Origin of the sequence: Pseudovibrio axinellae (genome assembly GCF_900110875.1) — a bacterium.
Taxonomy (GTDB): Bacteria; Pseudomonadota; Alphaproteobacteria; order Rhizobiales; family Stappiaceae; genus Pseudovibrio; species Pseudovibrio axinellae.
This window is the reverse complement of record NZ_FOFM01000001.1, coordinates 706,924-733,645: the sequence shown is the minus strand read 5'-3', so window position 1 is coordinate 733,645 and position 26,722 is coordinate 706,924. Positions and strand designations below refer to the sequence as shown.

The 26,722-nt window shown below is 51.2% G+C and carries 25 protein-coding genes; 20 read left to right on the top strand and 5 right to left on the bottom strand.

What is annotated here, in order from left to right:
• Positions 1-42 precede the first annotated feature (42 nt).
• Positions 43-681: a pyridoxamine 5'-phosphate oxidase gene (gene pdxH, locus BMZ51_RS03315; RefSeq protein WP_068006054.1), complete on the top strand. Its 639-nt coding sequence runs from the start codon at positions 43-45 to the stop codon at positions 679-681.
• A gap of 293 nt (positions 682-974) precedes the next feature.
• Here pdxH and BMZ51_RS24020 read toward each other — a convergent pair whose 3' ends face one another.
• Positions 975-1,145 carry a hypothetical protein gene (locus tag BMZ51_RS24020; RefSeq protein ID WP_175484983.1) on the bottom strand — a complete coding sequence of 57 codons (171 nt, stop codon included), beginning with the start codon at positions 1,143-1,145 and terminating at the stop codon, positions 975-977.
• 568 nt (positions 1,146-1,713) lie between these two features.
• Here BMZ51_RS24020 and BMZ51_RS03310 point away from each other — a divergent pair.
• Complete coding sequence (locus BMZ51_RS03310) at positions 1,714-2,439, top strand: HAD family hydrolase (RefSeq protein ID WP_208979233.1); 726 nt, start codon at positions 1,714-1,716, stop codon at positions 2,437-2,439.
• Between the two features lie 176 nt (positions 2,440-2,615).
• Positions 2,616-3,548, top strand: a complete 933-nt coding sequence (locus BMZ51_RS03305; protein ID WP_068006056.1) for a DUF1499 domain-containing protein — start codon at positions 2,616-2,618, stop codon at positions 3,546-3,548.
• Positions 3,549-3,851: 303 nt separating this feature from the next.
• On the opposite strand, the gene BMZ51_RS03300 is transcribed toward BMZ51_RS03305, so the two are convergent.
• Together BMZ51_RS03300 and BMZ51_RS03295 are read right to left on the bottom strand one after the other, a co-directional pair.
• The gene (locus tag BMZ51_RS03300) at positions 3,852-5,045 is read right to left on the bottom strand and encodes a MalY/PatB family protein (RefSeq protein WP_068006057.1); all 1,194 of its coding nucleotides are present in this window, start codon (positions 5,043-5,045) and stop codon (positions 3,852-3,854) included.
• Positions 5,046-5,092: 47 nt separating this feature from the next.
• Positions 5,093-6,010 (bottom strand): MBL fold metallo-hydrolase, encoded by a 918-nt coding sequence (locus tag BMZ51_RS03295; RefSeq protein WP_068006058.1) that lies wholly within the window; start codon positions 6,008-6,010, stop codon positions 5,093-5,095.
• A gap of 339 nt (positions 6,011-6,349) precedes the next feature.
• Here BMZ51_RS03295 and BMZ51_RS03290 point away from each other — a divergent pair, with 339 nt between their 5' ends.
• From BMZ51_RS03290 to BMZ51_RS03245, 10 genes are all read left to right on the top strand, one after another.
• Positions 6,350-7,318 (top strand): metal ABC transporter solute-binding protein, Zn/Mn family, encoded by a 969-nt coding sequence (locus tag BMZ51_RS03290; protein WP_068006060.1) that lies wholly within the window; start codon positions 6,350-6,352, stop codon positions 7,316-7,318.
• Position 7,319: 1 nt separating this feature from the next.
• Entirely contained in the window at positions 7,320-8,144 is an 825-nt protein-coding gene (locus BMZ51_RS03285) for a metal ABC transporter ATP-binding protein (protein ID WP_068006061.1), read from the top strand.
• Positions 8,145-8,153: 9 nt separating this feature from the next.
• Positions 8,154-9,389 carry a metal ABC transporter permease gene (locus BMZ51_RS03280; RefSeq protein ID WP_068006062.1) on the top strand — a complete coding sequence of 412 codons (1,236 nt, stop codon included), beginning with the start codon at positions 8,154-8,156 and terminating at the stop codon, positions 9,387-9,389.
• Entirely contained in the window at positions 9,389-10,330 is a 942-nt protein-coding gene (locus BMZ51_RS03275) for a metal ABC transporter permease (RefSeq protein WP_068006064.1), read from the top strand. The genes BMZ51_RS03280 and BMZ51_RS03275 overlap by 1 nt, the downstream gene beginning before the upstream one ends.
• A 295-nt stretch (positions 10,331-10,625) precedes the next feature.
• Positions 10,626-11,750: an extracellular solute-binding protein gene (locus BMZ51_RS03270; protein WP_068006065.1), complete on the top strand. Its 1,125-nt coding sequence runs from the start codon at positions 10,626-10,628 to the stop codon at positions 11,748-11,750.
• A gap of 181 nt (positions 11,751-11,931) precedes the next feature.
• Complete coding sequence (locus tag BMZ51_RS03265; protein ID WP_068006067.1) at positions 11,932-13,017, top strand: ABC transporter ATP-binding protein; 1,086 nt, start codon at positions 11,932-11,934, stop codon at positions 13,015-13,017.
• On the top strand, positions 13,010-14,245 hold the full coding sequence (locus BMZ51_RS03260) for an ABC transporter permease (protein ID WP_068006068.1): 1,236 nt from the start codon (positions 13,010-13,012) through the stop codon (positions 14,243-14,245). Before BMZ51_RS03265 ends, BMZ51_RS03260 begins: the two co-directional genes overlap by 8 nt.
• Positions 14,242-15,087 (top strand): ABC transporter permease, encoded by an 846-nt coding sequence (locus tag BMZ51_RS03255; RefSeq protein ID WP_068006070.1) that lies wholly within the window; start codon positions 14,242-14,244, stop codon positions 15,085-15,087. The genes BMZ51_RS03260 and BMZ51_RS03255 overlap by 4 nt, the downstream gene beginning before the upstream one ends.
• Before the next feature lie 61 nt (positions 15,088-15,148).
• Positions 15,149-15,637, top strand: a complete 489-nt coding sequence (locus tag BMZ51_RS03250) for an SRPBCC family protein (RefSeq protein WP_068006072.1) — start codon at positions 15,149-15,151, stop codon at positions 15,635-15,637.
• Positions 15,638-15,645: 8 nt separating this feature from the next.
• Positions 15,646-16,362 carry a hypothetical protein gene (locus tag BMZ51_RS03245; protein WP_068006073.1) on the top strand — a complete coding sequence of 239 codons (717 nt, stop codon included), beginning with the start codon at positions 15,646-15,648 and terminating at the stop codon, positions 16,360-16,362.
• On the opposite strand, the gene BMZ51_RS03240 is transcribed toward BMZ51_RS03245, so the two are convergent.
• A complete protein-coding gene (locus BMZ51_RS03240) occupies positions 16,359-16,940 on the bottom strand; it encodes a tetratricopeptide repeat protein (protein ID WP_068006075.1) in 582 nt (193 codons plus the stop codon). The two genes, BMZ51_RS03245 and BMZ51_RS03240, sit on opposite strands and share 4 nt — an antisense overlap.
• Before the next feature lie 542 nt (positions 16,941-17,482).
• Here BMZ51_RS03240 and BMZ51_RS03235 point away from each other — a divergent pair.
• The 7 genes from BMZ51_RS03235 to phoB all read left to right on the top strand — a co-directional run bounded on the left by BMZ51_RS03235 (position 17,483) and on the right by phoB (position 25,832).
• Positions 17,483-18,850, top strand: a complete 1,368-nt coding sequence (locus tag BMZ51_RS03235; protein WP_068006077.1) for an ATP-binding protein — start codon at positions 17,483-17,485, stop codon at positions 18,848-18,850.
• 164 nt (positions 18,851-19,014) lie between these two features.
• Positions 19,015-20,034 (top strand): PstS family phosphate ABC transporter substrate-binding protein, encoded by a 1,020-nt coding sequence (locus BMZ51_RS03230; protein ID WP_068006079.1) that lies wholly within the window; start codon positions 19,015-19,017, stop codon positions 20,032-20,034.
• Between the two features lie 145 nt (positions 20,035-20,179).
• A complete protein-coding gene (gene pstC, locus BMZ51_RS03225; RefSeq protein WP_068006080.1) occupies positions 20,180-21,568 on the top strand; it encodes a phosphate ABC transporter permease subunit PstC in 1,389 nt (462 codons plus the stop codon).
• The gene (pstA, locus tag BMZ51_RS24715) at positions 21,561-23,408 is read left to right on the top strand and encodes a phosphate ABC transporter permease PstA (protein ID WP_068006081.1); all 1,848 of its coding nucleotides are present in this window, start codon (positions 21,561-21,563) and stop codon (positions 23,406-23,408) included. The genes pstC and pstA overlap by 8 nt, the downstream gene beginning before the upstream one ends.
• Before the next feature lie 52 nt (positions 23,409-23,460).
• Positions 23,461-24,264, top strand: coding sequence for a phosphate ABC transporter ATP-binding protein PstB (gene pstB, locus BMZ51_RS03215; protein WP_068006381.1), 804 nt, complete (start codon positions 23,461-23,463; stop codon positions 24,262-24,264).
• Positions 24,265-24,299: 35 nt separating this feature from the next.
• Positions 24,300-25,004, top strand: coding sequence for a phosphate signaling complex protein PhoU (gene phoU, locus BMZ51_RS03210; RefSeq protein ID WP_068006085.1), 705 nt, complete (start codon positions 24,300-24,302; stop codon positions 25,002-25,004).
• A 132-nt stretch (positions 25,005-25,136) separates the two neighbouring features.
• A complete protein-coding gene (phoB, locus tag BMZ51_RS03205; protein WP_068006087.1) occupies positions 25,137-25,832 on the top strand; it encodes a phosphate regulon transcriptional regulator PhoB in 696 nt (231 codons plus the stop codon).
• A gap of 129 nt (positions 25,833-25,961) precedes the next feature.
• Here phoB and BMZ51_RS03200 read toward each other — a convergent pair whose 3' ends face one another.
• The gene (locus BMZ51_RS03200; RefSeq protein ID WP_068006088.1) at positions 25,962-26,522 is read right to left on the bottom strand and encodes a GcrA family cell cycle regulator; all 561 of its coding nucleotides are present in this window, start codon (positions 26,520-26,522) and stop codon (positions 25,962-25,964) included.
• Positions 26,523-26,722: the final 200 nt, after the last annotated feature.

Sequence of the window (26,722 nt, the reverse complement as noted above, 5' to 3'; positions counted from 1 at the left end):
CTGGGCCATCCAAAGTCTGAGGATCCTAAAGGACAATTAACCATGAATGGTGACATCCAAAATCTGGAAGAAAAGTTTACAAATAGTTACTCTGAAAGCGCTGAGGTGCCTTTTCAACTGTTTGGCGAATGGTTAGCGCTTGCAGAAAAAAGCGAGCCCAATGATCCCAATGCCATGTCTGTCGCGACTGTAGACGAGAATGGCATGCCTAATGTACGGATGTTACTACTTAAAGGTTACAGTCCACAGGGTTTTGTTTTCTATACCAACTTCGAAAGTACAAAAGGGATTGAAATCAGTAAACAACCTAAGGTTGCCTTGTGCTTTCACTGGAAAAGCTTGCGCAGGCAGGTTCGGGTTCGCGGGAATGTTGTGCGCGTGACAGAAGATCAGGCTGATGAATACTACAGCTCAAGACCTCGCAAAAGTCGCATTGGCGCTTGGGCGTCCAAGCAATCCCGCCCGCTGGAAAGTCGTTTCGCGCTGGAAAAAGAAGTTGCCAAATATGCTGCTAAATACGCTGTAGGGGATATTCCGCGTCCAGAATACTGGAGTGGATGTACCTTGCAGCCGCTGGAAATTGAATTTTGGCATGATCGTGCGTTCCGTCTGCACGACAGGTTTGTCTTTAAGAGAGAAACTGCACAAGACGACTGGGATAAAGTGCGCCTTTACCCGTAAAATGAATTAGGGAGGGTGGAACGCGACAACCCGATTGGGGCGTTTCACCGTTCTGGCAAAATGTTGACGATCGTTTGGCCCGTGAAGGCGCGCAAAGATCAAGGCGGCTCGCAGTCCTGCGGGTCGCCTTTTCTCATAAGAGGAACTTAATGCTCGCTCCGCGAATGAACGCGCTTTAAGAAGCTGCCGATAAGAGGTAGACATGCGATGCGGCTGTAACTGGTGTGATTGGTGCTATTTTAGCTGGTTCAATCAAGCAGAACCATAATCACGCTACAGCAAACCTCAACGCCTCAGTCCGTTGGAAGGGGATAGTCTTCCTGAACTTTTGGCTGATAAGCCTCTTTCTGTTTGCCACAATAACAGTTTGCAGCATTGACAGCCTGAATGCCCACTGGACGGTAAAGCTTGTCCAGATCAGGTTTCTCGTTTTTCTTTTGTTGTTCAGTCGTTCCGAAGGTCATTTTAGTCCGTCCCCTTGGGACAAGTTGTGTTGCAAATATTGTGAGGCATATCCGGAATGAGGCCCCGGATAGCCAGATAGCAAGTATCTTCCTGTTATGCAGGAGTGATACTCAAATCGGGCATCAATATGTTAGCGCTAAAAAAATTAAAAAAGCCAATCTAAATTCAGCGGGAGGCTTTGCGGATGAGCGCGATAACTTGAATGCAACACACAGAACGTTAACTATTTTGAACGGCTACAAATCGGAAATTTCCTAGATTTCGCAGAAGGATAAAGATCTTGGTGGCGACCTTGTCATTTTTACGGTAGTTAAACAGTTAATCTATCTGGTCAGTTTGAGTGACGTTTGGCCGCAATATACACAAATATAAAAATGACAAAAACCTGTGTATTTAATGTGTTCTAAAGCTCGTAGCCCATTGATGGTGGCTGATCATAGTGATCGGTGCTTGTGACACTTGCTTTGGAGTGTTCGGTGTGCTGCTTGCAAAATACCTCTTATGTTCGGGCGATGGCCTTTGGACGGTCTCCCATAAAACCGTCAAATGCGCTTAAGGATAATGAAAATGAATGTGCGTGCCATATTGTTTGATCGTGATGGAACTCTGATCGACTTCAACAAAACCTGGGGTACTGTGCTGCAGCACGTGCTGATGGATTTGGCTGATGGAGACGTGTCGCTGGCCAAGGAACTTGGGCGTCTTGTCAAGTTTGATTATGACAAGAGCGCATGTGAGTCAGGAAGTCCTATTTTAACGAACCCACCGAGTGGCTACAGCGAACCTTGGGCACTCCATCTTGGTGTGCGTTTTGACCGGGTGTTCATTGATCGAATTGAAGCCCTTCTTCTTGAGCACGCTGCCGAATGCGTTGCCCCTTTTGAGGATACTGCATCCTCAATCAAAGCTCTCTCTGAGGCTGGCTTACCAATTGGGCTGGCGACAAACGGAACAGAGGCAAGTGCGTTTGCGCAGCTAAAGAAGCTTGGAATTCTGGACTACTTTACGTTTGTTGTGGGTTATGACAGCGGGCACGGTGAAAAACCAGAACCAGGTCAGCTTTTCGGATTTGCAGAGCATACAAATATTGAACCTCAATACATTGCGATGGTCGGTGACAGCCTTCATGATATGCACGCGGCTCAAAATGCGGGGATGTTGCGTGTTGGCGTGACCACTGGTGCTTTGACCGCAGAAGAGCTGAATGGTCACTGCGATCACCTTCTAGGTAGCCTCACAGAGCTGGTAAACCTCGTCGGCCTCAGCTCGGCAGGCAAGAGCGCGCTCTCTTAAGCGGGCGAGGGGTGTTTGAACGCAGTTTCCCTTCCTATGGGAAACTGCGTGAAATTAGATCAAGCGTTCAACCCTCAGTAATTCTGAACTGCTATATTCTGGTATCGTAAAGTAAAGAGCTGTAACCTTCTCTTGGAAGGTTTAGGCTAACTGTGGACTGGAAAGAGTGGGGTAGAATGACGCTGCAACTGCCATTGAGACATTCTCGCACAGCAATGCGTGGCCGCCGGGTCGGCGCAATTGCGATTCCGTTTCTTGTTTTGTCTGTGGTAGGCCATTATTTTGAGCTGTACGATACCGAAGCTTTGCTTGTTTTGTTTGTGCTTGGCTTCTTTATGGGCGCAACAGCGATTGTCCTTGCGCTCATCGCAGTGGTTGACCTGTGGAAGGATGGCGGGACGGGTTTCACAAACACCTTCTTAGGCACGTTCTACGGGATCATTGTTCTGTTGCCACTCTTTATGGCAACGGTTGGACTCTATATGTTTCCCCCGCTCAATGATATCTCGACCGACATGAATGAGCCGCCTTCGCTTATCGCAAGTGACCGTATCGGCGATGAGGTTGCTCAAGACAAGAAGCTCATGCAAAAGGCCAGCTATCCCGACATCGTCCCGCGCCGCTTCCGACTGCCTCCACCTGAGCTTCACAACGCAGTATCAAGTGTGGCCGCAAACATGGGCTGGAAAGTTCTTTCTGAAGTGTCTGCTGGCTTTCCTGATGAGCCCACCTATCTGCTCATGGAAGCACGCATGCCATATTTTTCGTTGAAAGATGACGTTGCCATTCGCATTCAGCCCGACCGGGTCGGCACGCTGTTAGATATTCGCTCCGCCTCCCGTTTCGGGAGCCACGACTTTGGCACCAACGCCCGTCGTATCCGTGGTTTTTTGGCAAGCCTGGATCTGGTCCTGCTGCAAAACTATGGCACGACCGCACGCGTAGAGGAGCCAGAACTCGTTGTGCAGGAAACGGGCACGCCCCGGCCACCACGCACCGTTAACAATGTGCCCTTGCTCGAAGCGCCGTTGGAACTGCCACCATCGATTGCATCTGTTTTACGAGAGCGTGGATCCGCTCCGGTTCCTTCCCAAAAGCCAGCTGAATAAATGAGCGTGTCGCACTGTATCTGGGAAAGCGCATTTGGGGTAGGTGAAGGCTTGTAAATAGCCCTTAAAACAACATAACCAGCGCCGGGGAGGCACTGGTTATGAAAGCTTGCGTAAACTTCGAGTACCGCTTCAAGGCTATTGCGAAACTCTGAGAATCCTTGAAGCCGGGGAAGCTTTCGAATTCCGTAAATCTACTATGGCTTATCTATTAGCATATATGTGTGATAATTGTCACGTGTCATTAAAAAAATACGCCCGTGAACGGGCGTATTTTGGATAGGTTCAATTATGCATTTCAAATCAAACGGTTGATTGAACCCTTAGGTCAGCAAACACGCTTTCGAGGCGCTTGATTGCTTCCTCCACGGTTGATTTCGGGCAAGCAAGATTGAACCGCAAGAACGTTTCCCCCCCTTTTCCGAAGGTGCTTCCCACATTGACCGCGATTTTAGCCTGTTTTTGGATTCGCGAAACAATCTCGTCAAATGGCAGGTCAACATTCTTAAAGTCTACCCATTGCAGGTAGGTGCTCGCCATGCGCATGACCTTGGCTCCAGGAATAGCAGCCTCCAAGCCTTCGATCAGCAGTTCCTGGTTTGCAGCTATGTAGCTACAAACCTCTTCTAGCCATGCATCGCCATGGTTGTAGGCCTCGGTGGTAGAGTTTGAGCCGAGGGGGGTTGAATGCACGCCATTGGCTGCGGTCACTGCACCATATTGGCGACGCAGCTCTGTGTTGCTGATAATGCAAGCAGCTGTCGCAAAGCCGGCCAGATTGAAGGTTTTTGAAGCAGAGGTGAAGGTGACAGTGCGCTCAGCAATTGCCTCAGACAATGTCGCAGTCACCACATGCTTGGAGCCATCCAGAATAAGGTCGTGGTGAATCTCGTCTGAGATGATCAGGATGTCACGCTCCAGACAGAATTCGCAAATTTGCGTGAGTTCATCAGTCGTCCAGACACGACCACCCGGATTATGAGGGCTGCACAATAAAAGGATCTTCGTGCGCTCATCAACCTGCTTAGCAAGATTGTCAAAGTCCATATAATAAGCGCCGTCGCGCTCAACCAGCTGGCTTTCAACAAGGCGGCGCTTGTTGTCGCGTATAGCACGACCGAACGCGTGATAAACGGGAGAGAACACAAGGACGCCATCGCCTTCCTGTGAAAAAGCCTGAATAGCCATGGAATACCCTGCAACGACACCTGGTACGGTTGAGATCCAATCAGGCTTCACTTCAAACTGATGGTGGCGTTTCATCCAGGATATGACCGCATCCTTAAAAGGAGCGTCGTTTCCGTAATAGCCATTAATGCCATGCTCTGCTGCACGTGCAAGCATGTCATTTACGGCTTGTGGTGGGCGAAAGTCCATATCTGCCACCCACATTGGCAAACCGTCATCGCTGCTGATGCCGTAGCGGCTTTCCATCTCATCCCACTTCATAGAATGAGTGTTTCTGCGATCAATCTTTTGGTCAAACATACTAGTCATTGCATCTCGATGTGTTGGGAGAGTGGTTTGGGACGGAGCAAGCTTGCTTACGTCAACTCATGTAGGGTGAATTTTGCGGTAAGGGTGACCTCGCCATCGCATAGGACAATCTTTTGCGCGATCAGATCATCAAGTTGAGCCAAAACATTGAGTGCCGCGGCGCCGTGTAGCTTTGGATCGACATCCGTATAAATAGCCTTCACCATTGTCATGACGTCTTGGTCTCCCGCGCGCAAACGCGCAACAATAGCGTCAGACCGCATTTGGCGATGCTGCTTCAGCTGCGTAAGAAAGAGCTTGGGGTTTTTTACCTCCCCGCCATGAGAGGGGAAGTAGCGCGTCTCCGCGCGCTCGATGAGTTTATCCAGCGAAGTCATATAGGCATTCATAGAGCCATCAGGTGGCGCAACAATGGTGGTAGACCATGCCATAACATGGTCTCCTGGCAGCATCACACCGTGTTCGGGCAGGGCGAAGGACAGGTGATTCTCTGTGTGCCCAGGGGTCGCGACCACCTCAATGATCACTCCATCAACAGAGATTTTTGCACCATCTTCCAGCACTGTATCGGGTTCAAAATCCTTCTGAGAGCTGGCATCCATCGGCGTTTCAGCCATATCAGCAAAGGAAGTAGCACGCCTGTGCGGGCCGCAGCCCATCACCGGAGCGCCCGTTTTCTCCCGCAACGGCCCCGCCAATGGGGAGTGGTCCACATGGGTATGGCTCACAAGAATGGCTTTCACTGGCCGCTCATCAATCGCTGTCATGAGAGCATCCAGATGCGCCATGTCCATCGGGCCCGGATCAATGATAACCAATTCGTTTCGGCCCACAATAAATGTGTTAGTGCCTGCAAACGTTAGGGCACCAGGGTTATTGCAGGTAACCCGAGCAAGCGCATCAGTGATTGAAACAAGCTCACCATGGCGTGCATCAAAGCTACGATTAAAGTCCATATTACTCATCTTGGATCCCTCCCGTTGCACTATAAATAAGCCTTTGGCAAATAAGAGGCAATGGCAACAAACCCCGATTTATAGTCAACTTTCTGTTCACTTGGAAGCTCGGAGCTGAGATGGATGAGCCTAGCGATTTTCAAAGAGTTGAGTTTGAATGCAACTAAGAATGAGTTGCAAATATAATGATTAAGGAATTAGGATGCGAACAAACTACCAGATGGTATCTTTATTTAAACTGCTAAAAGGCGAAGATAGAGGGGCAAAACCGGACGCGGTTCCAGGTAGGGAGTTGCGAAGAGGGTGAGTCTGAAGGGCCTTTCAAGTGCCGTTAGAAAGTTGGATGTAATGCGTTTTGTTAAAGCCCTGATATTTGCAGTAACAGTTATGACTTTGGCAGGCTTGTCGAGCCTGTCAGCAGCTCAGGCGAAAGCTCCAATTAATGCAGTCGCAACAGTTGGTATGGTTGCCGATGCAGCAAGTGCAATTGGGGGAGATCATGTAAAGGTTGAAGCCCTGATGGGAACCGGCATTGATCCACACTCCTATCGCCAGACACGCTCCGATGTTGTGAAAATGGGGCGTGCGGATGCAATTTTTGCGAATGGGTTGTTTCTGGAAGCGCAGATGGAAGACCTGCTGCTGAAGTTACAAAAGCGCAAGCCCGTTTTCTTTATTGGTGAGACAATTGAGAGCGAAAAGCTAGAAGGCTCTACCGCCTACACCGGGCGTTATGACCCTCATGTCTGGATGAGTCCAAGTCTCTGGCAGGGGGCGGTTGCTTCTGTCACTGACGCATTCATCTCTATGGACCCTGAAAATGAGCAGGACTATCGCGATAACGCCAAAGCTTACCTCGCCGAAATTCAAGAACTGGCCGACTACGGTGCAAAGATCCTTAAAACTGTGCCCAAAGATCGTAGGGTTTTGGTAACGGCCCATGATGCATTTACGTATCTCGGACGTGATTTTGACCTGGACGTAGTTGGTATTCAGGGCATTTCGACCAACTCTGAGGCTGGCCTGCAGAGAATTGAAATGCTCGTTGACCTTCTTGTTGACCGGAAAGTAACAGCAGTGTTTGTCGAGTCTTCAGTATCTGAGCGCAATGTGCGTGCGCTGGTAGAAGGCGCAGCAGCCAAAGGTCACGCGGTTGACGTTGGCGCAGAGCTGTTCTCAGATGCAATGGGGCAGTCCAATACATACGAAGGCACGTATATAGGCATGATTGATCACAACATGACATCAATCGCCCGTGCACTTGGCGGCGAAGCTCCTCTTCGGGGCATGCAAGGTAAACTGGGAGCAGGACACTAAAATGCAAAAGCTAAAGACCCCGGACCTGCAATTGCTGCATGATACAAACGCGCCGGAAAGCATCAATGCACAAGACCACCCCTTCGCCGTTCAGGGCCTCACAGTGGCCTACCACCATAAACCGGTTCTTTGGGGCGTATCCTATAGCGCACCCAAGGGGTGCCTAACAGCAATTATCGGTCCAAACGGAGCTGGCAAGTCCACCTTCCTCAAAGCCGCGTTGGGCTTGATCCCCAAACTTTCTGGCGAAACCAAAGTATTTGGCGCGCCAATCAAGAAAGCACTAAAGAACATTGCGTATGTCCCACAGCGCTCCGCCGTAGACTGGGACTTTCCGGCAACCGCGATTGATGTTGTCCTGATGGGCCTTTACGGCCAAATCGGCTGGTTTCGCTGGCCATCACGCAAACACCGCGAAACAGCGCTGAATTGTTTAAAGTCTGTTGGTATGCAGGACTTTGCCAACCGTCAAATTGGTCAGCTGTCTGGTGGTCAGCAGCAGCGTGTTTTCCTGGCTCGCGCATTGGCACAGGATGCTGAAATGTACCTGATGGATGAGCCCTTTGCTGGCGTTGATGCAGCAACTGAAAAGGCCATCGTGATGGTGCTGCGCAAGCTTGTCGCTGATGGCAAGACCGTGCTTGTCGTGCACCACGATCTGGAAACTGTGCGCGATTACTACTCCCACATTTTGCTGCTCAACGGGCAGCACATCGCAGATGGGCCGGTTGAAACCACGTTCACCTCAGAAAACCTGCAAAAGGCCTATGGTGGACGCTTGGCAAGCACCCAGCTCGACGGCTTATCGCAAGCTTCAGGCGCGTAAGGCAAAGTCATGGAACAGTTCTTTGCCGCTCTTACTATGTCTGCAGGCTACAATACGGCCCTTGTTTGCGTTGGTGCAGCCCTTCTTGGTGCTGCTAGCGGTGCAATCGGCGTGTTTGTGCTTCTCAGAAAGCGGACATTGGTCTCTGATGCGATCAGTCACGCAACGCTTCCAGGCGTTGCGCTGGCGTTTATCATAGCGCAAACATACTTCGACAGTGGGCGCTCTTTGCCAGTGTTGCTCTTTGGCGCAGCTCTGTCAGCTGGCATTGGTGTACTGGCTGTTGACTGGATCAAAACCCACACCCGCCTGACAGAAGATGCCGCCATCGGTACCGTGCTCTCTACGTTCTTTGCGGTGGGCATGGTTCTCCTAACAGTCATCCAGTCCATGTCGATTGCAGGGCAGGCCGGTCTGGAAGGCTTCCTGCTGGGGGCAACTTCAGGCATGTTGAAGTCTGAAGCAATGACCATCGCGCTTGCCGCTGGGCTTGTCGGTCTGGCTGTTGTCTTACGCATGAAAGAATTCTCATTGCTCTGCTTTGATGAGGATTTTGCCGCTGCTAGTGGGTACAACGTGCGCTGGCTGGATCGCACGCTCCTGCTCCTTTTGCTGGGCGTTGTGGTGATCGGCTTGAAGACTGTGGGACTTGTGCTCATCATCGCCCTTGCAATCATCCCGCCTGTTGCTGCACGCTTCTGGACAGATCGTGTGCCGGTTCTGGTGGCTATTGCGGCAGGTATTGGTGCTTCCGGCAGCTTTATCGGCGCCGCTATTTCTGCAAGTGCGCCCAACATGCCAACGGGTGGCTTGATTGTTCTGGTGCTCTTCAGCTTCTTCGTGGTCTCGCTGTTGATCTCACCTGTCAGGGGAATACTGGCAGCTGCTCTTAAACATTACCGCTTCCAACGCATAGTACATTTGCGTCAGGGCCTGCTTGCCATTGCTCACAATGAGCCGGTTCTGGAGCCACTGACACGTTCAATCCTGCGCAAAGGTGGGTTCATGAGCGGTGACGGACAGCCAACTTTCAAAGGTCAGTCTGAGGCCCGCTTGATCGAACGGGACCAGAAGCTCTGGAATCTCTACCGCGAAATATATCCTGAAGAATCGCACGCATTGGCAGATTGGTCGTTAAAGCCGATTGGGCAGGTGCTGCCCGCTGACACAGTTAAAGTCCTTGAGGATGAATTGTGCCCTCATCTAGTAGTTTCAACTGAAACACCGAAGGGAGGAGCGATCTAATGGACATTTTCCTTCAGTTTGACCTTCCAAGTATCCTGCTTGGCTCTCTCGCCGCACTCGCATGTGGCCTGCTTGGCAACTTCCTTGTTTTGCGAAAACAGGCCCTCATGGGAGATGCGATCTCTCACGTTGTTCTGCCTGGGATCGTCCTGGGGTTCCTATTTTCCCATGAGACAGGCTCCTGGCCTATGATGATCGGGGCAGGGGCTGCCGCTATCTTTGCAGTGCTGCTGATTGAGTTGATCCGTCGTGTTGGCAATGTAGAGCCCGGTGCGGCCATGGGTGTTGTCTTTACAACCATGTTTGCAGCTGGCGTTGTTGTTCTTGAGCAAAGCGGCACAGCAGGTGTGCATCTGGATGTAGAGCACGCACTTTACGGTAATCTGGAAAGCGCGATCTGGCTTGATGCTTATACGCTTTCAGATCTTTGGAACCTAGAAGTTCTTGCAACCCTGCCAGAAAGCATCAAGCAGTTGTTTGTAGTCAACCTGCTGGTTATCGCGTTCATTATGCTGTTCTTTAAAGAGCTGAAAATCTCCAGTTTTGATCCGTTGCTCTCAGCAAGCCTGGGTTTCTCGCCAAAATGGCTCGGCCTCTCGTTGATTGTTATGGTGGCGATTGCGGCCGTCGCTGCATTTAGTGCCGTTGGCTCAATCCTGGTGATTGCCATGTTCATCTGCCCCGCTGCAACGGCTCGTTTGCTGACGGATAATCTCAAAGTCCAGCTTTTCATTTCAGGAATAGCATCTTTGTCGGCAGGGCTCTTTGGTTATCTTCTGGCGGCCTTCGGTCCAGGCCTTCTTGGCTACGAAATCTCGGTGTCAGCAGCTGGTATGATTGCAGTGGTCGCTGGCTTACAGCAAGTTCTGGCCATGCTCTTTGCACCGCAGTATGGTGTTGTTATGAGGCGTCGCCGACAGAAAGTGCATGCCAATATCTAACGAATGAAAAGAGCAAGAAATGAAGAGAGTGCCCGTAGCTGGCACTCTTTTTTATTTTAATGTAGGTTTAAGTTATTGAAATATATGTATTTTGTAATTTAACTAGTAGTTTTACTAATGTAATATTGCGTAGCTCTCTAATAATAGGCTAATTTGATCTAGTTTATTTGCGTAAACTGTCATGGGTCTGTCATAGGTTGCAGTTAGCTGCCTGCTAGATGGAACTATGGGCGCCGATCGTTATTCTGTGCCGTGGTTACTGGTGATAATTCTTTGTCTCTTGAGGGCTTAATTAATGGCTATTTCTCGTCGTTCAGTACTGAAAGGCACCGCTGCTGCATCAGCTGCTGTTGCTGCTCCTGCAATTTTGAAGGCCTCTGATGCGCTGGCATCTTCTGGTCAGGTTAATGTTTTCGCATGGGGCGACTACATTAAAGATAACATGATCAAAAAGTTCGAAGGCGATACAGGTATTAAGATCAACCTGTCGACCTTTGGCTCAAATGATGAAGCTGAGCAGAAGTTGAAGGCTGCTGGCGGCAAAGGTTTTGACGTGATCTTCCCGTCGATTACCAATGGTGCAAACTACTACCCAGATGGCCTGCTGGCTCCACTGGACGAGAATAAGCTTAAGGTTGATGCCATCGTGCCGTCCATGATGCGCGACAGTGTTAAACTCGGCGGAACTTACCGCGGTAAGCGCATGCTGCTTCCATTCGATTGGGGCACAGAAGCGATCACCTTTGACAGCACAGTTTTCGCACTTTCCGATGACGAAGTCTCTTTCGGTTCCTTGTGGACACCAGAAGCCAAAGGCAAGGCAGCGTTCCGCCAGAAGTCTGCAATTATGGGCACAGGCCTGTACCTGGACTCCATCGGCAAGCTCAAGTCTGATCGCATGCTGGATGTTTACAAGACTGAAGATGACGCACGACGCGTTTGGGATGAAGTCGCAAAGTTCATCATTGAGCAGAAATCAAACATTGCTGCGTTCTGGAACAATGCGACAGAAGCAACAAATGCCTTCAAACAGGCAGGCGCTTCCATTGGTCAGACATGGGATACAACAGGTCTTCTCTTCAACCGTGAAGATGAAAAGTGGAAGTACCGCATGCCAAAAGAAGGCGGCATGACCTGGATGGATTCCATGGGTATGCCAAGCGGTGCAGAAAATACTGAGCAAGGCTATGCTTTGATCAATGCAATGCTTGACCCTGAGATGGCAGGCATGTTCGCTGCAAACACCGGCTATAACTCAGCCGTTGTAGGCGCTGCAAACCATGCAGGTGAAACCTACAAAAAGCAGTTTATGGAAGTTTATAACTCTGACAATCTGGCCAACCTTTGGTGGTGGCAGTCTGAAACGCCTTGGTTTGCAACAGTGCGTCAGGAATACGTGGATCGTATCACCAACGCATAAAGGCGTTGACAGTAAAGCGCGGCTTGTGCCGCGCTTCGCACATTAACTCACGAAATCCAAGCGGCGATAGAACAGCCGCCTTTTTTGTGAATTGAGGACAGCGTTTATGCTCTAGTGGCAGGCGCTTCGGAAACAGATGGTTTCCACCCCCGTAAAACAGTGTTTAAAAAAAAGGGACAACATGCGTGGTAACGATGTAATTCTCGAAAACCTCTCCATGAGATTTGGCGATTTTGTGGCCGTTCAGCCGACTGATCTGAAAATCAATGCCGGTGAGTTTTTCTCTATCCTCGGCCCTTCAGGCTGCGGGAAAACGACCATCCTACGCATGATCTCAGGCTTTTTGTCCCCCTCGCAAGGCCGGGTGATTATTGGCGATAAAGACATGTCTGGTATTCGTGCAAACGCCAGACCAACTGCGTTGATTTTCCAAAATCTTGCATTGTTCCCGCTCATGAGCGTTCGCGATAACATCGCATTCGGTCTGGAAGCACGTGGTATTGGCAAAAAAGCACGCCAAGACAAAGCGCAGGAGCTGTTGTCTTTGGTGGCACTGGACGGTCATGGTGACAAACTGCCAACAGCCTTGTCTGGTGGTCAGCGCCAGCGTGTCGCGATTGCGCGTGCTTTGGCAGTGGAACCTTCCGTTCTTTTGCTGGATGAACCTTTGTCCGCACTCGATCTGAAACTACGTCAGCACATGCGCGCAGAACTTAAAGAACTGCAGCGCAAAACTGGTGTTACCTTCATCTACATCACCCACGATCAGGGCGAAGCATTGACCATGTCCGACCGTGTTGCGGTCATGAATAAGGGTGTGGTTGAGCAGGTCGCCAACTCCGACGAAATTTATGCAAATCCGGCGACTCCGTTCGTTGCCAGCTTTGTTGGCGAGCAAAACGTCTTCAAGGGCAAGGTCGTTGCGAAAGAAAACGGCTATGCGATCCTTGAAACACCGCTCGGCAAAATGCTTGGCCAAAATACCCAGGGCTTGAACCAGGGAGATGATGCTATTCTCTTTGTACGCCCTGAGCGTCTTTCCCTTCAGGAAAAACCAGGTCAGCAAAACAGCTTGTCTGCAACACTTGAGCGCCGTGATCTGGAAGGTCCGTTTGTGAACTTGCATATGCGTGCAGGTGAACATCCGATTGCAATTCATATCACCAATGTTGATCAGACCCATCAGTCTTTGGGTACAGAGCAAAAGCTATGGTTTGCTGCGCAGGACGCTGTTGTGATGCGTCCGGGAGAGCTGGCAAGTGAATAGTCTGATCAAAAGCTACGGCAAAGGGCTAACAGCGCTGTTTGTTGGCCTCACAGTGGTGTGGATCGCTGCTTTGATTGTGTTGCCACAAATTTCGATGGTGGACCGTGCGTTTACCTACGAAGACAGAGGCGGCGCAGCTGCAACATTGTCATTGGAAATTGACCGCGCCTACCAAGAGGTCTTCCAGATCAGCACCAGTCTGGACGATCTAAGGGCAGAAAAAGAAGCGCTCAGCTCTGGTGGTTCGGCTGCGAGCCAGCAGGAAAGTGTTTCTGCGCTCGATCCATTCGCGACACCAGCTCCAACGCCTTCGCAAGGCGTAAATATGCTCGATCCATTCGCGGCACCTTCTGCTTCTGGCAGCTCCAACCGAACCGCTGCGCAGATTGAAGCAGATGAAGCTCCTCTGATTGCAAAAAAGAGTGAGCTGGAAGCAAAAATTGTGACGCTGGAAGCCAAGGAGAAGGCCTCCACCGATACCGTCGGTCTGGATACATCGTACTCCTTGAAGAATTTCACAGAAATGAGTTCTGTGCATCTCCAGGTCTTCCTCTCAACCATGATCTATGCACTGTGTGTGACGGTCATGGCGTTTGCGCTATGCTATCCGGTGGCCTACGCGGTTGCCACGGCAACCAGCAAGAACAAGATCGCGATCTTGATGCTGGGCCTGCTGATCCCTTATGCAATTAACGAGCTGCTGCGCATTTTTGCCTGGGTAATGATCTTGGAAAAAAATGGCGTCCTTAACGCTGTTTTGGATATGTTCGGCATCATTGATTTGCAGGTGGGCGAAGGCTTCCGCTTTGTCGCCTCCAATGGTGCAGTGTTTACCGTGATGGTTTACGCCTACGTGTTGTTTATGGTTTTCCCGATTTACAACACGATTGATACGCTGGACAAAAACCAGATTGAAGCGGCAAAAGATTTGGGAGCCTCAACCTTCCGTATTCATTGGAGAGTTGTACTCCCTCATGCCAAACCGGGCATCGCCGTCGGCGCGATCATGACCTTCATGCTCTCCGCTGGTTCGATTGCAGTGCCGGAAATTGTGGGCCGCGGCCTGCATCCAGACTGGTTCAGTCAGGTCATCTACCGCCGCTTCTTTGAGGCAGACAGCTGGAACCAGGGGGCAGCTTACTCGCTCACATTGTTGCTCGCTTGTGTTGTCTTCATTCTCTTTAATATGGCGGTTTTCCGCGTTGGAATTCGGGACATTGCAAAATGACCACAACAACTCTTGATAGACAAAACGGAGCTGTTGCGAGCCCGAAAAGAAACCCGATAGATTGGTCAGGTGCAGTCCTGAACGGCTATCTGCTACTTTTCTTTGCCTACATGTTCCTACCAATGATCTTCATGGTGGTTGCCGCGTTCAACGCCTCGCCAACACCGTCAGTGACAGATTGGCAAGGCTTTACGTTCAAATGGTTTGAGCAACTGCTCCATGAAGAGCGCTTGATCAGTGGGCTTGGGCATTCCCTGCTGATTGCAGGTGGCGTGATTGTGACATCGATCCCGTTGGGCCTTGCTGGGGCGTTGTTGCTTACACGTCTGCAGTCCAAAGGAACAACGCTGCTTTATACCGTGCTGGTATCTCCAATCCTCACACCGGGGATCGTGCTGGGTGCAACCACGATGATCTTCTGGCGTGATGCACTGGGTGTGCAAGCCGGGCTCCTCACCGCAACAATAGCGCAGTCCAGCTTCATCGCCTCCTACTGCATGCTGATGTTTATGGCCCGTTTGCAGCGTCAGGATCTGGTATTGGAAGAAGCCGCTCTGGATCTGGGCGCCTCCTCATTCTTCGTGTTCAGAAGGGTTACACTGCCGTTTTTGATGCCAACGATCATGACAGCAGCAGCAATTGCTCTTCTGCAATCCATTGAGAACTACAACACCACTTTCTTCGCGATTGGCCCTAGCTGGACCCTTGTGACAGAAATCGGTGCACGTATGCGCTTTGGCATCTCCCCTGTCATCAATGTCATCGGTGTTCTCTTTGTAGCAATTACCATCTTTGCTGCTACAGTCTACGTAATCGCAGGCCGTGCGAAAGAACGTGCCTAACACATGATAGCGATTTACCATGAGGCTTTCATGGTAAATCGCATTGGTTTGGGGGGCAGCAATGACATCAGGCGAAACAGGCGTTCTGGAGCAATTTTCATTGTGTAAGGCAGACATACGACTGCCTACCAATGCCCAAACCGCCTACTCCTGTTTTTTGGAGAAGCTTGATGCGTGGTGGCCCCCTGAATACCGGTTTTCGCCGGAAGGCGTCCTGGGCTTAGAGCCGCTAACGGGTGGCTCATGCTATGAGGATGTCGAGGATGGCAGGCGCTTACAATGGGGCACCATTCAAAAGCTGGAGGAGGGCCGAAAAATCGTCCTGTCCTGGCAAGTTTCTCCTAAACGATTACTGATTGAGACCCCGCAGCAGTCCGGCATCGTGACGATCGATTTCATAGATGTTGAGGACGGCGCGCAAGTTAACTTGGTGCATAGTCACTTTGAACGCTATGGCGATGGCTGGCGAGAGTACCTGCGCGCCATGAACTCAAGCGCGGGATGGCCATACTGTTTAAGTAAGTTGAAAGTTTACATTACGAGATATTAGGAAAGCTTATGAAACTGAAGTTTCGTTGCCTGCCGGAATTGCACGGCCATATTCCTGAACCGGTTCAGGCCCAAGCAACACGACCTGACTGGTTGAAAGATATCCCTTCAACAGCGCAGAGCGAACTGCTGGGCAATGAGCTTGTGCGTACGTTAAAGCATTGTCCGCCAATCATTGATGGTTTCTCGACAGGCATCATCTTTAAGTTGCCGTGTGACGTGACGCTCAAGCAGGGAGAGTTTTCCTGGCACTGGCCCAAGCCCGTGTCTCCAAAGGCACAGCAAACCAGATCCCCCATTGGACTGCATGTGCCAGAGCAGGCAACAGGGGCACCTTTGACCTCGCGGCCCAGTGATTTCATTATCAAGCTCAATAATTTTTGGAGTATTGAGGCCGAGCAGGGCGTCTCGTTGCTGTTCACTCATCCCCTGAACAGAGAGGAACTTCCCTTTCGCACGCTCTCCGGTGTGGTCGACTGTGACCGGTTCAAAGGTGGCTTTGTGCACTTTCCGGCCCTTTGGAAAGACGAAGCATTTGAAGGAACGTTGAAGGCGGGAACACCCATTGCGCAGGCTTTTCCCTTTCAGCGCGAAACTCTTGCACTCGAATGTGGCCCAATGGACGAGGATGAGCTCGCAGTTCATCTTGAGATGCAAAGCAAGCTCCAAGCCGAGCCGGGTCATTACAGAAAGTCTGTACGTGCCAAACGCACAGTAGAGAGTTAGCCGAGAAAAGCGTTCGAGTTGAGTGGCACGCGCCCATAGGAGCCCTGGCTCATAATTTTTAGCAGCTCAGGTCTCACAGAGGGATTGTTTGCGAAAAGACGCCGGAGCAGGCTGATACCCTCTTCATCGCCGCGCATCTGCATCGCTTCAGCCGCCCCGAGGATGTTCTCAGCGTCGTTCTCAATTTCTGAACGCTTCTGGAATGCTTGCAGCGCAAGGTCGGGCACCTCCATGTGAAGGGCAATACGCGCCAAATTCAGCAGTCCGTCACTGTCATCAGGGTAAGCAACCGTAAACTCGGAAAAGTCATTGAGGGCGGCGTGGAAGTCCTCAAGATCCAGATAGGCCGCTGCACGCTCAAACAGTGCACCCTTGTGTTTTGGAGCGTCCTCTAGTGCCCTCGTGAAGTTTTCAATAGCTGCCGCGTTGTTGCCTGCTCGCCGACGTACAAGGCCCAGATTGTACCAAAGGCTTGAATTGTTCTCGTCAGTTTTCAGCAAAGCAAGAATGCATGTTTCCGCCTCTGCCCAGTTTTCGTCAGAGATCGCGGCTTCCAGCTTCTTCACAATCTCTTCCATGTTCCGTCCTCATCGCATGTTTCAACAGGTGAAGCCCGGTTTTGGGGCAGGTGCACAAGAATAACCTTCAAGTCATCAATCCTGGGCTGAACACCTGCAAGAATTCCAAGTCTCAGCGGCACTGCCATTTAAAGGCGTATTTCGTTTACGTGCAATTACCAAAGGTAAGAGTGAGAAGAGGGGTCGTTCAAGTCAGAAATTAGTGTCTAAGACGATAGTTCAACCAGGATGAAACACTCACAGAACAAGGTTCGCTGATTAATTATTATTCTTCAGCTTGTCTTCTGCTTGATTTGTTGAACCTGCTAAATATATAACCCAGTCACCCCTCGGAGATTTCGGGGAGGATTAACTCGGCTTACCAAAGGGTGGTGAGTGGCCATTGTCCTTGGTTTCGCAGCGTCCAAGAATGCTCTCCTTTTGGGAAAACTGAAGAAATGAGTGGTCGCCGTCGCGAGATTGTCATGCTGGCCCTGCTAAATTCTGGGTCAACTTGAAGGAAAACAGCTTGAACGCACGCAGGTGTTTAGAGAGTGGCACGTATGTCCCTGGATACTGATAAGGAAGACAAGCAGGTAAATCAGGAGCCGTTGAGACTGGGTCTCAACAGGCAAACGGTTTATCGCAAACCCGTTGATGTTCGCTGGGTCCTTCTGGCAGCTGCGGGCATCTTTGCTATGTTCTCCTTTGTCTTTCATGTCCCGCTGTGGGCGTCCTTCTTTGCGTTTGCCCTCATCTTTGTGCTTGTGATTGGCGGCGGTATGAAAAGCCGGACCAAAGTGAAGGCACCAAGTGGTGTGAGCCGCAAAGAAGCCAGCGAGATTGTTGATCGCGGCATGAAATCTGCCGTCAATGCGCTGCCAGACCCGTGTTTCGTTGTCGATTATCGCGGAACCACCCAATATGTGAACAGTGTAGCTCAGCGCCGCTTCGGCACCATTGCAGTTGGTGACCCGCTGTCTTTTCGTATTCGCGCACCGTCCCTATTAGAAGCTTTGGACCGCGTCTCAAATGGTGGTCCGACAGAAGTGATTGACTGGAGCGAGAAAGTCCCCATGGAGCTGTGGCTCGAAGCGCACATTGCGCCGCTATGGTCTATCTCCAGTGGAAGTCTTGCCGTCCCGCGTGGTCGCCCCGGTCTTATCCTCGTGGTGATCCGAGATTTGACAGAAGCACGCCGTTTGGAACGCATGCGCGCCGATTTTGTTGCCAACGCCTCCCATGAATTACGCACACCGCTTGCCTCATTGACTGGATTTATTGAAACCTTGCAAGGCCCGGCAAAAGGGGACCCAAAGGCACAGGAGCAGTTTCTCGATATCATGCTGGATCAGGCGGAGCGTATGCGGCGCCTGATTGATGACCTGTTGTCTCTGTCGCGCATCGAAATGAAAGTGCACGTGCAGCCAGAAACGCTTGTGGACCTCGGTCTCATCATGCGCCACTGCGTGGAATCCTTGCTGCCGGTCGCCAAAGACACCGGTGTGAAGCTAAATGTTTCAATCCCCGATGAGCCAGTAGAGATTCGCGGTGAAAACGATGAACTGGTGCAGGTTTTTAACAATCTGGTCGAAAACGCACTGAAATACGGTTCAAGCGGAGGCCGTGTTGATGTGACATGCCGTTTGGACCCTGATTCTACAGAAACACCGCAATGGATTGCAGAAGTGCGCGATTATGGTCCTGGCATTGACCCGGAGCACCTGCCAAGACTGACGGAGCGTTTTTATCGCGTTGACGTTGTCACGAGCCGTCAGATGAAGGGAACAGGTCTGGGTTTGGCGATTGTAAAACATATTTTGACTCGCCATAGAGCCAGACTCGAAATTGAGAGTAAACCGGAAGAAGGCGCGTGTTTCAGAGTCTTCATTCCAGGTGCGGTAGTTTATGACGAAAACGACTCCGATTAAAATAACATAATAAATTCAAATGCTTGAAGTGTCATAAAACTGATACGCAACGTTCATATAACCATCACAGCACAGCGATAGGTTACAGCCAGCTCACAGCAAGGGTGCTGTGGGGTGAACGTAGTTTAACAGTTTCTAAACCAGAACTCCCAAGGAGACTTCAGGTGAAAATCAAGGTATTTTCAGGCGTTGCAGCGCTCGCTCTAGCAGGAACCATTGCTGCTGGTTCTGCTCAGGCTCGTGACCAGATCCAGATCGTTGGTTCTTCAACCGTATTTCCATTTGCGACAGCTGTTGCCGAGCAGTTTGGTCAGAAAACAGATTTCAGAACACCAGTTGTTGAGTCCACAGGCTCAGGCGGTGGCATCAAGCTTTTCTGCGATGGTGTTGGCGAAAATACGCCTGACATCACCAATGCGTCTCGCCGTATGAAGGCCAAAGAGCTGGTCAAGTGCGGTGAAGCTGGTGTTACACCAGTTGAAGTGACTGTAGGGTTCGATGGTATCGTACTTGCAAACTCGAAAGCTGGATCTCAGCTGGACCTAACACTGCCGCAAATCTTCCTGGCTCTGGCTAAGGATGTACCGGTAGACGGCAAGCTCGTTGCAAACCCATATCAGAAATGGTCTGACATCGACCCTTCCTTGCCTGATTCAAAGATTGAGGTTCTTGGACCTCCGCCAACTTCTGGTACACGTGATGCGTTCGCTGAGCTGGCAATGGAAGGTGGTTGTAAAAAACTACCTGGCGCAGCCGAGTTGAACCTGCAGAAAAAGGCATGTCACGAAATCCGTGAGGACGGTGCCTACATTGAAGCAGGTGAAAACGATAACCTGATCGTGCAGAAGCTGGATGCCAACCCAAATGCACTGGGCATCTTCGGGTTCTCATTCCTTGACCAAAATGCAGACAAGATCCAGGGAACACACATCGCTGGTGTTGCTCCAACGTTTGAAGCAATCTCAACCGGTGACTACCCTGTGTCACGCAGCCTGTATTTCTACATCAAGAAAGAGCACGTTGGCGTGATCCCGGGCATCGCAGAATACCTCGCTGAATTCACCAATGAAGACACTTGGGGTGATGAAGGTTACCTGGCTGACAAAGGGCTCATCCCGCTGCCAGTCGCAGATCGCGATTCAATCGCAAAATCTGCATCTGCTCTGACCCCGCTTGTATTCTAAGCACAAAAAACACGAAGACGGTCAGCTGCCAGGCTGACCGTTTTTGAACCTCCTAAAAGTTCTCGTGGGTGCGATGTTTGATTGGCTTCAATCAAAAGATACGAAACTCTCACACGGCTAACGCCCAATAAGGCGAAACAAACAAATGTTTTGGACTTACGCTGCCCTTCTTCTTTTGGTGTTTGTTGCTGCCAGCTTCTATGGCCGCCATCGCGCTCAGCAGGTGGCTGTAAAAGAGCTTGTAGCCCTTCACTCCCGCCCCGGTTATCACGGTGGGTATCTGGCTATTTTGGCAACACTTCCGGCATTTGTGCTCTTGGTTGCGTGGGCAATCGTTGAGCCTCGTCTGCTAGATACAATGGTGATCTCAGCCAATGCCGAGGTTGTCGAAGGCCTATCAAAACCAGAGCTTCAGGCATTCCTGCGCGACGCCAGGGCAATCGCATTTGGTGGCATTGTCGCCTTTGCAGATGCAGGTAAAGAGCAGGCAGCAGTGCTTTTCAGTTCGCTCGCGGCGACCTCACTTTACCTTAAAACGGCACTGATCGTTATGCTTGTTGCAGGTGGTTTGCGCTACGGATACCGCTCTATTCGCCCAACAATGCGCGCCCGCCACTTTGTTGAACGCACCGTCATGGGATTGCTGATCCTATGTTCCGCTGTTGCGATCTTCACCACAATCGGCATCGTTTTGTCGTTGCTCTTTGAGAGCCTTATGTTCTTCCGCAAAATTCCTGTATTGGATTTTGTGTTCGGTCTGCACTGGAGCCCGCAGAGCGCCTTTGAAGGTGCTGGCGCTGAGCTGGGTGAAACCAATACCAAGATTTTTGGCGCTATTCCGCTTCTGGTTGGCACCATGTTGATCACCACAATCGCAATTATCGTTGCAGCCCCAATCGGTCTGCTTTCGGCAATCTACCTTTCAGATTATGCAAGCGGACCGGTGAGAGCGATTGTAAAGCCCGTTCTTGAAATTCTCGCTGGCATCCCAACCGTGGTCTACGGGTTCTTCGCCGCCCTTACAGTTGCACCGTTCATTCGTGGATGGGGCGAAAGCATCGGTCTTTCAGTCAGCTCAGAATCTGCATTGGCAGCTGGCTTGGTGATGGGCATCATGATTATCCCGTTCGTGTCCTCCTTGTCCGATGACGTAATCAATGCAGTGCCACAATCACTGCGAGATGGGTCGGCCGGTCTGGGCGCAACCAAGTCGGAAACAATCCGCCATGTTGTCTTGCCAGCAGCTCTGCCGGGCATTGTCTCAGCTTTGATCCTCGCCATCTCCCGCGCCATTGGTGAGACGATGATCGTGGTGATGGCAGCTGGCCTTGCAGCCAAAATGACAGTGAACCCGCTGGAAGCTGTCACAACCGTAACAGTGCAGATCGTAACGCTGCTTGTTGGTGACCAAGAATTTGACAGCGCAAAAACACTTGCTGCGTTCGCTCTTGGCCTTCTCCTTTTCTGCATCACACTTGCTCTGAACATCTTCGCTCTACGCGTTGTGAAGAAATATAGGGAACAGTATGACTGATATCGCTCAGTCCACCTCCGGTCTTACTGTAGGTGGAAGTGTCAAGGGCGTACCGTCTGGCGTCCATACGACAGACGAAGCCCGCAAGCGCTTGAAAAAACGCTACAGTACAGAGCGTCGTTTCAAAGCCTATGGCATTGGCGCAATTGCAATGGCGATCAGCTTTCTGGTGCTGCTCCTTATCACAGTCGTAGGTTCGGGCCTTCCTGCGTTCACCTATAACTATGTAAGTGTACCGCTCAATCTTGGAGCTCAGTCTGTTGACCCAGCCAATCCGGCAGGTGCAAGCTATAACAAGATCATCCGCGACGGTTTGAAGTCCGAACTTCCGTTCGCTTCTGACCGCAAAAATCGCCGTGTGCTGTACGGTCTTGTGTCATCAGGCGCTAATATCCTGCTTCAAAAACAGGTGGTTGCTGACCCGTCTATCTTAGGAGCAACCAAACCTGTCGCCATCCCGCTCTCCGACTTTGCTGATCTTTATGTCAAAGGCCTGATCACGGATAAGACCAGAATCCCAACATCAGGTGCAGCAACATTTTCACAAACAAACGGGCTGGTAACGATCACCTCAGGAAAGCCCGAGTTTAAGGAGATTCTGGCATCTCTCAAAGTCTATTATGAGCGCGAGATAGAGTTACTTGCGGGCAAGATTGAAGCCCGCGGACGGTCACAGGTAAGCGTTAATGCAAAAAATGACAGCCTGGCTGATCGGTTGGAAAGTGAAAAAGACCCACTTGTTGCACAGCGCCTGACTGCGGAAATTGAAGGCAATAAAGCGGCTCTGGCAAAAATTATCAGTGTACTTGAAGCTCAAAAAACTCAGCTAAAGACATTGGAAGACCACCTGAGCAACATCGGCAAGGGCGGAACGCTCAATGATAAGATGCCGAGCTTCTTCGTGCAGGCAAATGGCGGCACAGTTAAAGTTGAAAAGGTGACGCCCACGAGCGTAACCGGGACGCCTTTTATCCCGTTGTCCTCACAAACGGCCATTCCAGCTGGCAAATGGCATATTGAAGAGCTCGAAACACCGCAATCTTTCCGCAAGTTCTCAGACAAAGAGATCGCATACACCGACTACCTTATCTCCAAGGGAGCGGTAGAAAATGAGTGGAACTCGATCTTTTTCAACGCTGGTGCAAGCCGTGAACCAGAGATGGCAGGAATTTGGGGCGCCGCAGTCGGCTCCTTCTGGACCATGCTGGTAACATTGTCCCTGTCATTTCCAATCGGCGTCTCTGCTGCAATTTATCTGGAAGAGTTCGCACCCAAGAACCGCTGGACGCAGCTGATTGAGGTGAACATCAATAACCTTGCAGCGGTCCCGTCCATTGTGTTCGGTCTGCTTGGTCTAGCTGTGTTCCTCAACGTTTTTGGCTTGCCAAGGTCTGCCCCGGTTGTGGGCGGAATGGTACTGGCGCTTATGACCTTGCCAACCATCATCATCGCCTCTCGCGCCGCGCTTCAGGCGGTCCCGCCATCTATTCGTGAGGCCGCACTTGGAGTGGGAGCCTCGCGTTTGCAGGCCGTGTTCCATCACGTGCTGCCACTGGCAATGCCGGGCATTTTGACGGGCACGATCATCGGCATGGCACAAGCACTTGGTGAAACCGCACCGCTTCTCATGATTGGTATGGTGGCGTTCATCGTGGACATTCCGGCAAGCCCTGTTGATCCGTCAACGGTGTTGCCCGTGCAGATCTTCATGTGGGCTGATTTCCCAGAGCCAGCATTCCAGCAAAAAACGTCAGCTGCCATCATGGTTCTGCTTGGCTTTCTGATCTCTATGAATGCAATCGCCCTTGTTCTGCGTAAACGCTTTGAGCGCCGCTGGTGATTTGAAAGGAAAAATGATGGCATTAGAAATGACCACAGACACCGATCGTGAAATGAATGTAAGCCTGCGCCCCCCAGCAGCTGTCTCAGCAGAAGGTGAAACGCTTAAAATGCGTGGCCGTGACGTGAAAGTGTTTTACGCTGACAAACAGGCCTTGCACGGTGTGGATCTGGACATCCGCAAAAACCAGGTCACAGCTTTGATTGGCCCCTCCGGTTGCGGTAAGTCCACCTTTCTGCGCTGCTTGAACCGTATGAACGATACCATTGATATCTGCCGCGTTGAGGGGGATATCCTGCTCGACAACGATGATATTTACGACCCGCGCATCGATGTGGTGGAGCTACGTGCACGTGTTGGCATGGTGTTCCAGAAACCAAACCCGTTTCCCAAGTCGATCTTTGAAAACGTGGCCTATGGCGCCCGCATCCACGGCCTTGCACAAAACAAGGCAGAGCTGGAAGAAATCGTTGCCCGCGCCCTTCAGCGCGCTGGTTTGTTTGAGGAGGTCAAAGACCGCCTGGACGAGCCGGGAACCGGCCTTTCGGGGGGGCAGCAGCAACGTTTGTGTATCGCCCGTGCCATTGCGGTCTCTCCAGAAGTGATCCTCATGGATGAGCCATGTTCTGCACTGGACCCGATCGCGACGGCAAAAGTGGAGGAGTTGATCGATGAACTGCGCCAAAACTATACAATCGTAATCGTAACACACTCCATGCAGCAGGCAGCCCGTGTGTCGCAACGCACCGCGTTCTTCCACCTTGGCAAACTGGTGGAGGAGGGGTTGACCAACGATATCTTCACGAACCCGAAAGACCAGCGTACGCAAGACTACATCACTGGCCGTTTCGGCTAAAACGAGAAAAATATGGTGTCTAGGGAGCCCATCCGATGAAAGATCATATTGTCTCTTCCTTTAATGAAGAGCTGAAAGAACTGGCCGGACGTGTCGTCGAAATGGGCGGTCTTGCAGAAACGCTTGTCCATGATGCTGTCAGCGCCTTGCTGCGGCAAGACCGGGAGCTGGCTGCCCGCACCATTGCTGCCGATCAGCGCCTGGACACCATGCAGGCCGAGCTGGAGGAGCTTTGCATTTCCGTGATTGCACGTCGCCAGCCCATGGCGAGCGACCTGCGCGACATCATCGCTGCCATGCGCATCTCTAATGACCTTGAACGTGTTGGAGATATGGCAAAGAATATTGGCAAGCGGACCCTTGCGATCGAGACCGACTTTTCCAACAAACAACTGGCTGTTGGTGTGGAGCATATGTCCGACCTAGCACTTGAGCAACTCAAGGCGGTTCTGGACAGTTACACCACCGGTGATCTGGAGGTTGTCCGGCGCGTGCACATGCGCGATGACGAAGTTGATGCGCTTTACACCTCTTTGTTCCGCCAACTGCTGACATACATGATGGAAGATCCACGCTCGATCACCATGTGCGCGCATTTACTCTTTTGTGCAAAGAACATTGAACGCATCGGAGACCATGCAACCAACATTGCAGAAAACATCTACTACATGTTTTCTGGAAACCAGCTGCCAGCAGAGCGTCCCAAGACCGATGAACTGGCAGACAGCACGAGTGTATAGAGCGTAGGATCGTCCTGTGAGACCGCCTCTCAGGTGAGATGACGCGTAACTACAAAAGGTTAAAGTGGTTTACATGCACAATGGTGACGGTAAACTGCTTGACGAACAAAGGTCCAAAGAGAGCCCTTGGGTATGCCTGAAATACTGATTGTAGAAGACGAAGAGCCCTTAAGCCTGTTGCTGAGATACAACCTTGAAGCAGAAGGCTACAGCGTTGAGGTGTGTGCAAGAGGCGATGAGGCTGAGATACGCCTTCAGGAAAGTCAGCCAGACCTTTTGTTGCTGGACTGGATGCTTCCGGGCCTTTCCGGCATTGAGCTGTGTCGCCGTTTGCGGGCGCGCACTGAAACCGAACGTATGCCCATCATCATGCTGACCGCACGCGGTGAAGAGTCTGAGCGCATCAGAGGTCTTGCCACAGGTGCTGATGACTATGTGGTCAAGCCCTTCTCCATTCCTGAGCTTATGGCCCGTGTGCGTGCCATTTTACGCCGTGCGAAACCAGAGGTGATCTCCACACTTTTAAAATCAGGAGACATCGAGCTCGACAGAGAAACCCACCGGGTCCACAGAACAGGTCGGGAGATCCACCTTGGCCCGACAGAGTTTCGCTTGCTGGAGTTCCTCATGAGCGCACCGGGCCGTGTGTATTCCCGCGAACAGTTGCTGGATAGAGTTTGGGGACATGATGTGTACGTGGATGAGCGCACGGTTGATGTGCATGTGGGCCGTTTGCGCAAAGCCATCAACAAAGGCCGTATGAAAGACCCGATCCGCACTGTGCGCGGGGCAGGTTATGCGTTCAATGACCAGTTTGCTATTGGCTAACTGTTTGTCCCGCAGCTACGTGGTGATTATTACTCACACACAGTTTTCGGGTCTGGATGAATAAGGGCGGGGAACCAACAAAAAAGCCGGGTAAATGACCCGGCCTCTCAATCTTATCTGCCATCCAGTTTAACTGGCCCGTCGGCTTCGACGGTCGCTGACTGGTTGATAGGCAATGCTGCGGTGATGAGCGCAGTAAGGTGTACCACCATCTGACTGACGACCACAGAAGTAGAAGTTTTCAGCGCCCGGATCCCCAATAGGCCACTTACAGGTGCGTTCATTCAAAGTCAAAATAGAAGCGCGCTCGTTAAGTGGGATGAAAATATCCGCGACCGGTACAGGAGCAATTTCGGTCTCAATCGCTTCAATCGGTTCAACTTTAAGAGCGGTTGCGCCTGCTACGGTTGGCTGAATATGTCGAGGGGTAGGGGAGGGAGTTGTCGCTGCGACCGCTTCGGTCACTGTAGGTTTGCTTGGAGCTACCGGCCTTGCCGCAGGGGTCGCTGCCTTTCTCGTTTTGGTTGCGCTGCCTCCCGACTTCGCACGCCCTGAAAGTCCGAGGCGATGGACCTTACCAATCACGGCATTTCGGGTCACATTGCCAAGCTCTCCCGCTATTTGGCTTGCGCTCAACCCATCTGCCCAAAGCTTGGTTAGTAACTCTACACGTTCTGCTGTCCAGCTCATTAAAGGCCCCCCGTCTTCCTTCAGTAGCGCGCAAAACAGCAGTCGCTCAGCTCGGACGGATCCGAGTATGCCGCTAACCTGAGCTTGTGTGCTTGCAGCGTTCAGTAACTACGAGATAGTGTATAACTCTCATCGCACAGTACTATATGGGCGCTAAGGCGAGCAATAACCTCAAAGAATTGAGGTGGGGAATACTCTTG